The organism is Streptacidiphilus jeojiense (genome assembly GCF_000719095.1).
Taxonomy (GTDB): domain Bacteria; phylum Actinomycetota; class Actinomycetes; order Streptomycetales; family Streptomycetaceae; genus Streptacidiphilus; species Streptacidiphilus jeojiensis.
Genome location: NZ_JOEH01000026.1, coordinates 237,536 through 245,740 on the forward strand (window position 1 = coordinate 237,536; position 8,205 = coordinate 245,740).

Here is an 8,205-nt window from a genome sequence, read left to right on the forward strand (position 1 = left end):
CGGTCGACACCCCTCGACCGCACAGGGGGAACTCCGTCCGCCCGGGTCCGAAGCATGACGCCGCGGAGCTGTCGTGGGCGAAGGCTCCCAAGGTCCGTATGGACGCGGCTGCCGGCAACGCGGACGCGAAGGCCCGCGCGGTGATCGCGACGTCATTCGCGTGCCTGGACGCGGCATCGATGACCTGGGTCGCCGACGACGGCAAGGGCGAGATCATGGATCCGTACGACGAGTGCCTGGCTGCGGTGCGCGGCTGACCTGCGCTACGCGTCGTGGCGGTGCGGGGAGTTCCAGGGTCACGGTCAGGCCGCCGCCGGGGGTCTCCTGGAGTCGGGCCGTTCCGCCGTTGGCGGTGACCAGGCGGTGCACGATGGCCAGGCCCAGGCCGGATCCCTTGGCGTGCGGGTTGCCGAACCGGCGGAACGCGGCGGCCCGGGCGGCCGGACTCATCCCCGGACCGTCGTCGGTCACCACCAACTGCACCGTGGCGCCAGCGGGCCGGGCCCGGACGCGCACCCGGCCGCCCTCGCGGGCCGCGTCCACGGCGTTGGCGATCAGGTTGTCCAGAACCTGCTCCAGGTCGCCGGGACCCAGGAAGGCCAGCAGGTCAGCGGGGCCGTCAGGGCCGTCGGGGCTGTCGGCGGTCAGGGTCACCCGGCGCTCGGACGCCACCGGCTCCCATGCGTCCACCCGTTCGGCGACGAGGTCCGCGACCCGGACCGGGGTCGGCCGGGGGACCGCGCTCTCGGCCCTGGCGACCGCCAGCAGTCCGTCCACCAGCCGGGACAGACGGGCTATCTCCTCCTGTGCGCCGGCCAGTTCCTGGGCCGTCCCGGCATCGGCCTCGCCGCCCAACAGGTCCAGCCGAAGGCGCAACGCGGCCAGCGGGGTGCGCAGTTGGTGCGACACGTCGGCGATCACCGTGCGGTGGCCGTGGACCAGCGCCTCGGTCCGCGCCGCCATGGTGTTGAACGTCGCGGCCAGTCGGCGTACTTCGGGCGGCCCGGCCCGCACCGGGGCCCGTACCTCCAGATGCCCGTCGCCCAGGCGCTGTGCCGCGCGGTCGACTTCGTGCAGCGGACGGCCGACCCAGCGCGCCAGCGCGACCGACAGCAGTGCCCCGGCCAGCAGCCCGCCGACCGCGATCGCCGCGAGCCAGCCCTGTACCGCCGCGATCCGGTCGTGCAGCGGGTCCAGCGACCGGGTGAGCACCGCGGCCCCCACCGGCTCGTCGGCGTCGCCGATAGGGGTGGCCACCGTGATCAGCCCGTCGCCCTGGTGCGTGTGCGCCTGCGCATCGGCCACGGCGGCCCGCACCAGGTCCTGTGCGGTGGTGCCCTGTGCGGTGCCGCAGGAGGTGCGGAACAGCACCCGCCCGGTGCCGTCGTAGACCGTCGCGCAGTCCCCGTCGGACTGGGTTGCGGCAAGCAGGCGCAGCGTGGGGGCGGCCGACTTGTGGTCGGACAGGTTCTCCTCGGCCGAGGAGGCCAGGGTGCGCCCGGTGGCCTCGGCCGAGTCCCGGAAGGACGTCTGCTCGCGTTGGTCGAGCAGCCGGCCCAGCGGGAGCACGGCCAGTGCCAGCAGTACCGCGACCAGGGCCAGCACGCTGAGCGCGATGCGACGGTTCACCGCCGGCTCAGCTCGGTCCGGTGAGGCGGAAGCCGCGGCCGTAGACGGTCTCCACCAGCCCCGGACGGCCCAACTTGCGGCGCAGTGCGGCCATGTGGACGTCCAGCACCTTGCCCGGTCCGTACCAGTGCGCGTCCCAGGCCCGCTCCAGGATCTCCTGACGGGTCACCACTCGCCCGGGGTCGACGGCCAGGCACTCCAGGATGTCGAACTCCTTGGCGGTCAGCGCGATCTCGGCGCCGGCCACGGAGACCCTGCGGGTGCGCGGGTCCACCAGGAGGTCCCCGTGCCGGAGCGGTTCGGGAACGGTCGGGCGGGTCCGGCGCAGCACCGCCCGGATCCGGGCCAGCAGTTCGGCCAGTCCGAACGGCTTGACCAGGTAGTCGTCCGCGCCCTGGTCCAGCGCGGTCACCCGGTCGCCCTCCTCGCCGCGGGCGGTGACCACGATCAGCGCCAGGTCGGAGCGCCGACGCAGCAGCCGGCAGACCTCGACCCCGTCGATGTCCGGCAGCCCCAGGTCCAGCAGCACCACGTCCGGCACCGGTTCGGCCAGCAGTGCGGCCCGGCCGGTCTCGACGCACCGCGCCGCGTATCCGGCCCGCTCCAGGCCGCGCACCAGTGACCGGGCGATGCCCTGGTCGTCCTCCACCACCAGTACCCGTACCGCACTGGTGTCCGGGCTCAGCTCCTGCATCCCGCCAGAGTAGGTCATGTGCCGGCTGTGGATATTCTTTGCGATTCGCAGGGCGGAAATCTGCGGTTCCTGGGGTCGATGCCGGGGGTCCGAGCTGGAATCTTAGTCAGTTCTTAGGGTTTGACCTGCCATTACATGGTTGTACCGGGTGTTGACCTGTGTCCATCAAGTCTGCTTTGCTTCTGCGCGTCAGCCCCGTACACCACTTGACGTGGTGTCACTTCGGCACTTCCCCGTACATGCACCTGATCCCGTGACGCCCACCGGCGCTCACGCCATCGGCATGAGAGGAAACCCCCAACCATGGGTTCGTCCCAGGCACCTCGTCGCAGGCTACGCGCCGCCCTGACCGGGATCGCGTCGCTCTCCCTCCTCACCGGCGCGCTCGTCGCCGCCGCCGCACCCCAGGCGGTGGCCTCGACGCCGGCACCGGCGGCTCAGCAGGCCCAGCCGGCACCGCAGTCGCAGAACCACTCGGTCACCGACCCGTACAGCCCGGCCTACCAGCACCCCTACCGGCACGGTGTGGTGCCGACGGTCGCCCAGAACGCCAAGATGAAGAGCTGGGCTGCCTCGCAGGCCTCGCCGAACGTGGCGACCGGCCCGGAGACGCTGTCCTACGGCGGCGGCATCGACGGCATCGGGGTCCAGAGCGGCCACTCCAAGGTCTACCTGGTGTTCTACGGCTCCCAGTGGGGCACCCAGTCCACCAACAGCAGCGGGGACGCCACCTTCTCCGGGGACCCGGACGGCGGCGCGCCGGTGGCCCAGGAGATGTTCAAGGGCATCGGCACCGGCAACGAACTGTGGTCCGCCGACCTGACCCAGTGGTGCGACGGCCCCAACGTGTCGGCCGGCGCCACCAGTTGCCCCTCCAACGCCAACTTCGTCCCGTACCAGAGCGGCGGGGTGCTGGCCGGCGTCTGGTACGACAACGCCGGCGCGTCGCCCAGCGCGGCCAGCGGCCACCAACTGGGTGTGGAGGCCGTCAACGCGGCCGCGCACTTCGGCAACACCACGGCCGCGGCCAACCGCGACGCCTACTACGTGATCCTCTCGCCGCACGGCACCAACCCGGACAGCTACCAGGGCCAGTACTGCGCCTGGCACGACTACAACGGCGACTCCACCCTCACCGGCGGGGCGGTCTCCTCCGGCTACGGCGACATCGCCTTCAGCAACCAGCCCTACAACATGGACTCCGGATCCGGCTGCGGGGTGGGCTTCGTGACCTCGCCGGGCACCCTGGACGGCTGGACCATGACACTGGGTCATGAGTGGCACGAGATGATGTCGGACCAGAACCCGGCCGGCGGCTGGACCAACAACACCGGCAGCTCCTACAACGGCCAGGAGAACTCCGACGAGTGCGCCTGGATCAACCCCGGCACCACCGGCGGCGCAGCCAGGGTCACCATGGGCACCGGCACCTTCTCCGAGCAGGCCAGCTGGTCCAACGACACCAACGCCTGCGCCATCTCGCACCCGATCGTCGGCGGCGGCTCCACCGGCAACACGGTCAGCGTGACCAACCCCGGCAGCCAGAGCGGCACCGTCGGCACCGCGGTCTCGCTGCAGATCAGCGCGAGCGACTCGGCCTCCGGCCAGACCCTGACCTACAGCGCCACCGGCCTCCCGGCGGGCCTGTCGATCTCCTCCACCGGCCTGATCTCCGGCACCCCGACCACCGCGGGCACCTCCTCGGTGACCGTCACGGCCAAGGACGGCACCAACGCCAGCGGCAGCACCAGCTTCAGCTGGACCGTCGCCGGCAGCGGCGGTGGCGGCTGCACCGCGGCCCAACTGCTGGGCAACCCCGGCTTCGAGACCGGCACCGCCGCCCCGTGGACCGCCTCCTCCGGGGTCGTCGACAACTCCAGCGGCGAGGCCGCGCACTCCGGCAGCTGGAAGGCCTGGCTGGACGGCTACGGCAGCACCCACACCGACACGCTGTCGCAGACGGTCACCGTGCCGGCTGGCTGCAGCACCGCGACGCTCAGCTTCTACCTGCACATCGACACCGCCGAGACGTCGACCAGCACCGCCTACGACACGCTGAAGGTGCAGATCGGCAGCACCACCCTGGCCACCTACTCCAACCTCAACAAGAACACCGGCTACAGCCTGAAGTCCCTCAACCTGTCCGGCTACGCCGGGCAGAGCGTGACGCTCAAGTTCACCGGGACCGAGGACTCCTCGCTGCAGACCAGCTTCGTGATCGACGACACCGCGATCAACGTCTCCTGACGCCTGATCGGATCCGAGCGCTCCGCCCCGGGAGGAACCCCTCCCGGGGCGGAGCCGTCCCAGGAGCACAGCCGACGGAAGGCGACGCCCATGCGCCTGCGCACATCTGCCGCGATCCACGCGGCCACCGCCCTGCTGTGCCTGGCCGGATGCGACTCCGCAGCCGTCGGCGCACACCCCGGCCCGACCGCCGCTGCCACGGTCACGCTGGACGACCGGTCGCCGGCCCGCACCGTCACGGTCACGGTCGGCAGCACCGTGGACCTGGTGCTGCACAGCACCTACTGGTCGGCGCTCCGCAGCTCCGCACCGCACACGCTCCAGCCGATCGGGGCCGCGGTCACCTCGGCCGCCCCGGGCTGCGTCCCGGGCCAGGGCTGCGGCACCGTGACCGCCCGTTTCCTGGCGGCGGCGGCCGGGCGCGTCGTGCTCAGCGCGACCCGGACCGTCTGCGGGGAGGCCCTGCCCTGTGCGCCCGGGCAGCGGAGCTTCGCCGTGACCGTGCTGATCACCGGCTAGACGGTGGCGGTCCGGCCTGCAGCCGTAGCCCGGTGAGGGTCAGTTCCAGTGCGGAGCGGAACTGGTCGACGTCGTCGTGGCCGTCGAACTCGTCGACGATCTCGTGCACGAAGGGGAAGTCCTCGGGATCGAGCTCCCGCCAGGCCCGGGCGTAGCGGCCGAGGAACTCGTCGCGGTCCACCGCGCCGTCCAGGACCTCCTGGGGCGGCTCCTGGCCCAGGTCGATGGCGGAGCCGACGACGACGCCCACGATGGCGGACACGGCGTGGAACCGCTGGCGTGCGTCCAGGTCGAGGCGGAGGGTCTGCTCGCCGAGCCTCTCGTACAGGCGCAGGGAGTTGCTCTGGGCGGTGGTGTTGCGCATGAAGTAGGCGGCCAGCCACGGCCTGGCCACGATCGCGTCGAACAGCGTCACGGCCATCTCGCGGAGGTCGTCGATGGGGTCGTCGGTGCGCGCGAGTCCTTCGACGTCGGCCAGTACGGCGCCCATCACATGGTCGGTGGCCTGGTCGAGCAGTTCGTCCTTGCTGGCGACGTACCAGTAGATGCTGGCGACACCGCCGCCCAGGCGCTGGGCCAGCGCCCGGAACGTGAGCGCCGGGGCTCCGGCCTCGTCGAGCAGGGCCACCGCCTCGGAGAGTACGGACTCCATCGAGTGCGAGGCCCGGCGGCGTCCCTGGCTCGAACGGTCCTGCAGGCGTGCCATGGCTCACTTCCCGTCGCATGTTGCGCTGTATCGAACGTTGTTCTATCGTAGCGTATCGTACGCCGTTCGATAGTCGAACCGCGTTCGATCGGAGGACCGTCATGGCTACCAGTACGCTTCAGACCCCCGCCCGCGGCTACCCGTCGCTGCGCGCGGCGTGGATCCCCCTGGCCGCCCTCTGCCTGGCGTTCTTCGTCGAGATGGTGGACAACACCCTGCTGTCGATCGCGCTGCCCACCATCGGCCGCAACCTGGGCAGCGGCACCACCGCGCTGCAGTGGGTCACCGGGGCGTACTCGCTGACCTTCGGCGGCCTGCTGCTGACCGCCGGGTCGATGGCCGACCGGCTCGGCCGCCGCCGGGTGCTCCTGGTCGGACTGGCCGTCTTCGGTGCGCTGAGCCTGTGCGTCGTCCTGGTCACCACGGCAGGCGAACTCATCGCCCTGCGGGCCGCACTGGGCATAGCCGCGGCGGCGATGGCCCCGATCACGAACTCGCTGGTCTTCCGCCTGTTCGACGACAAGGCCCTGCAGATGCGCGCCATGACGGTGATGATCATCGTCGGCATGTCCGGGTTCGTCCTGGGCCCGCTGCTCGGCGGCACCGCGCTGGCCCATGTGCGCTGGCAGTGGCTGCTGCTGGTCAACGCCCCGATCGCGGTGATCGCCTGCATCGGCGTGCGGCTGGGCGTGCCGGCCGACCGGCCGGAGGACCTGACCCACGACGCGCTCGACCTGCCCGGAGCCGCCCTGAGCATCAGCACCATCGGGCTCGCCTGCTACTCGCTGACCAGCGGCGTCCAGCACGGCTGGTTGTCCGTGGCCACCCTCGCGTCGATCGCCGGCGCCGTCGTGGCCGGGACCGCCTTCGTGCTCCACGAACGTCGCAGTGCGGCACCCATGCTGGACCTGCGGCTGTTCGCCAACGGCACCGTCCGCGGCGCCGCCATCGCCCAGATCGGCACTTCCATCGCCATGGCCAGCGTGATGTTCGGGCTGATCCTGCACTTCCAGTACGCCTACGGCTGGAGCCCGGTGCGCGCCGGCCTGGCCAACCTGCCGATCATCGTCACCATGCTCGGGGCGACCCCGGTGTCCGAATGGCTCGCCCGCCGCTTCGGCCACCGCATCGCCTGCCTGGTCGGCGCGGCCTGCCTGGCCGGCTCGCTGGCAGGCCTGTCCTGGGCCGTCGACCACGGGTACGCCGCCATCGCCGTCTGCATGGTGCTGATGACCGTGGGACTGCGCACCGTGATGACGATCTGCGCGGTCGCCCTGGTCGGCGCGATGCCCGCCAACCGCACCTCCATCGGCGCGGCCCTCAACGACACCGCCCAGGAAGTCGGTTCCAGCATCGGCACCGCCGTGGTCGGCACCCTGATCGCCGCCCTGGTCACCACCCAGCTCCCGGCCGGCACCTGGAGCAGCGAACTCGTCGCCTCGTTCTTCCACGGCGAACGGATCACCTACGCCCTGCTCGCCGTCGTGGTCGGAGTGATCGCCGCGGGCGGCGCGCTGAGCCTCACCAACTCCCGCACCACCGAGGAGGCCCCCGTCGAGGGACCCGCACTGGAGGAACCCGCACTGGAGGAACCCGCGGTCGAAGAACCCGCTCTCAAGGGCTCCGCAGTCAAGGAAACCGCCTGAGCACCGGGTTCCACGGACGCGCGCCGGGGTCTGCGGGGGGGGACTGGTGAGGGGTGGCATGGGCTTCGGGGAGGCGTTCACACCATGGGTTCCACCATCGGTCATACCGGAGTACGGTGGATGGTATGGCCACCTCTGAGAAAGTCACCGTGTCCTTGCCGCCCGATGTCCTTGCCGCAGCCCGTGCTGCGTCCGAGGGCAACCTGTCCGCCTACACCGCCAAGGCACTGAAGAACCAGGCGGTGCGCGACGCCGCGGCCGCACTCGACGCCTGGCGGGCCGAGACCGGCGACCCGCTGGACGACGTCTACGGCATGGCCGAGGAGGACGAGCGTTGAGCGTCCCCGCCACCGTGCCCCTGAGGCGCGGTCAGATCTGGGAGGTCGCCTCCCCGTCCGGCCGTCCCCGCTGTCTTCTGGTGGTCGAGGCCGACGGCGCACTCCAGCTCTACCAGCACGGCGCGGTGTGCGTCCTGGTGGACACCAGTGGCACCGCGCCGGACACCCTGCTCAGCACCCCGATCACCCACCCCGTGGAGGGCGTGGCCATCGCCGTGGACGTGCTCAGCTACCGGCGCGAACGGATCACCGGGGGGAAGTACCTCGGCATCGTGACCCCCGAGGAGATGACCCGGGTCAGCCAGGCGCTGCGGCTCGCCCTGGATCTCACCTCCTAATGAAGCTCGTCAAGCAGCCGCTGTGACCGGGAGTCCACCTTGGAAGCACTGTCCGTCGCGTATGAGGGCCCACAGGACGTTGACGCGT

Annotated in this window: 9 protein-coding genes; 6 read left to right on the top strand and 3 right to left on the bottom strand. The window is 71.4% G+C overall.

Annotation, left to right across the window (positions count from 1 at the left end):
* The first annotated feature begins 98 nt into the window (after positions 1–98).
* Entirely contained in the window at positions 99–257 is a 159-nt protein-coding gene (locus IF29_RS45385; protein ID WP_198037599.1) for a hypothetical protein, read from the top strand.
* Here IF29_RS45385 and IF29_RS0131310 read toward each other — a convergent pair.
* A complete protein-coding gene (locus IF29_RS0131310) occupies positions 214–1,629 on the bottom strand; it encodes a sensor histidine kinase (protein ID WP_030261878.1) in 1,416 nt (471 codons plus the stop codon). The two genes, IF29_RS45385 and IF29_RS0131310, sit on opposite strands and share 44 nt — an antisense overlap.
* A gap of 7 nt (positions 1,630–1,636) precedes the next feature.
* Positions 1,637–2,323: a response regulator transcription factor gene (locus IF29_RS0131315; protein WP_037597232.1), complete on the bottom strand. Its 687-nt coding sequence runs from the start codon at positions 2,321–2,323 to the stop codon at positions 1,637–1,639.
* A 303-nt stretch (positions 2,324–2,626) separates the two neighbouring features.
* Between IF29_RS0131315 and IF29_RS48070 the strand changes: the two genes are divergently transcribed.
* A complete protein-coding gene (locus IF29_RS48070; protein ID WP_084715267.1) occupies positions 2,627–4,570 on the top strand; it encodes an Ig domain-containing protein in 1,944 nt (647 codons plus the stop codon).
* Between the two features lie 90 nt (positions 4,571–4,660).
* A complete protein-coding gene (locus IF29_RS0131325; RefSeq protein WP_030261884.1) occupies positions 4,661–5,089 on the top strand; it encodes a hypothetical protein in 429 nt (142 codons plus the stop codon).
* On the opposite strand, the gene IF29_RS0131330 is transcribed toward IF29_RS0131325, so the two are convergent.
* Positions 5,079–5,741, bottom strand: a complete 663-nt coding sequence (locus IF29_RS0131330; protein ID WP_030261886.1) for a TetR/AcrR family transcriptional regulator — start codon at positions 5,739–5,741, stop codon at positions 5,079–5,081. The genes IF29_RS0131325 and IF29_RS0131330 overlap by 11 nt on opposite strands.
* A 155-nt stretch (positions 5,742–5,896) precedes the next feature.
* On the opposite strand from IF29_RS0131330, the gene IF29_RS0131335 reads away from it, so the two are divergent.
* The 3 genes from IF29_RS0131335 to IF29_RS45395 all read left to right on the top strand — a co-directional run bounded on the left by IF29_RS0131335 (position 5,897) and on the right by IF29_RS45395 (position 8,117).
* Positions 5,897–7,441 carry an MFS transporter gene (locus IF29_RS0131335; RefSeq protein WP_084715269.1) on the top strand — a complete coding sequence of 515 codons (1,545 nt, stop codon included), beginning with the start codon at positions 5,897–5,899 and terminating at the stop codon, positions 7,439–7,441.
* Positions 7,442–7,566: 125 nt separating this feature from the next.
* Positions 7,567–7,779 carry a type II toxin-antitoxin system CcdA family antitoxin gene (locus tag IF29_RS0131340; protein ID WP_030261889.1) on the top strand — a complete coding sequence of 71 codons (213 nt, stop codon included), beginning with the start codon at positions 7,567–7,569 and terminating at the stop codon, positions 7,777–7,779.
* Positions 7,776–8,117, top strand: a complete 342-nt coding sequence (locus IF29_RS45395; protein WP_051726259.1) for a type II toxin-antitoxin system PemK/MazF family toxin — start codon at positions 7,776–7,778, stop codon at positions 8,115–8,117. The genes IF29_RS0131340 and IF29_RS45395 overlap by 4 nt, the downstream gene beginning before the upstream one ends.
* The last annotated feature ends 88 nt before the right edge of the window (positions 8,118–8,205 follow it).

Coding starts and splice junctions, on each gene's coding strand:
- IF29_RS45385 (WP_198037599.1), top strand. CDS start 99: ATGGACGCGGCTGCCGGCAACGCGGACGCGAAGGCCCGCGCGGTGATC.
- IF29_RS0131315 (WP_037597232.1), bottom strand. CDS start 2,323: ATGCAGGAGCTGAGCCCGGACACCAGTGCGGTACGGGTACTGGTGGTG.
- IF29_RS48070 (WP_084715267.1), top strand. CDS start 2,627: ATGGGTTCGTCCCAGGCACCTCGTCGCAGGCTACGCGCCGCCCTGACC.
- IF29_RS0131325 (WP_030261884.1), top strand. CDS start 4,661: ATGCGCCTGCGCACATCTGCCGCGATCCACGCGGCCACCGCCCTGCTG.
- IF29_RS0131330 (WP_030261886.1), bottom strand. CDS start 5,741: ATGGAGTCCGTACTCTCCGAGGCGGTGGCCCTGCTCGACGAGGCCGGA.
- IF29_RS0131335 (WP_084715269.1), top strand. CDS start 5,897: ATGGCTACCAGTACGCTTCAGACCCCCGCCCGCGGCTACCCGTCGCTG.
- IF29_RS0131340 (WP_030261889.1), top strand. CDS start 7,567: ATGGCCACCTCTGAGAAAGTCACCGTGTCCTTGCCGCCCGATGTCCTT.